We start from the raw sequence: 231 nt of genomic DNA, 5'->3' as shown, positions 1-231 counted from the left end.
GACGCGATCCGCTACCAGGGCGACTACGTCAAGGAGCTGATCGCCGAGACCGACTATCCGAGCTTCGACGTCGACGGTGCCAACGAGGCCTTCTTCCAGTGGAAGAAGCACAAGAAGGAAAACATCATGACCTTCCGCGACCACGGCTACCGCTCGGTGATGACCGGCACCATGGCCCCCGCACACCACACCCCATGGGTCGACTGCCTCGACGACAGCATGGCGGACTAT

1 pseudogene is annotated in these 231 nt (G+C 61.5%); it reads left to right on the top strand.

From position 1 onward, the window contains the following. Nucleotides 1–231: pseudogene (locus QSJ97_RS24910) on the top strand (NAD(P)/FAD-dependent oxidoreductase); the annotation flags it as partial.

Origin of the sequence: Paralimibaculum aggregatum, assembly GCF_030270585.1 — a bacterium.
Lineage (GTDB): Bacteria > Pseudomonadota > Alphaproteobacteria > Rhodobacterales > Rhodobacteraceae > Thermohalobaculum > Thermohalobaculum aggregatum.
Note: the sequence above shows the minus strand (reverse complement) of the source record. Positions and strands in the feature narration are given on the sequence as shown.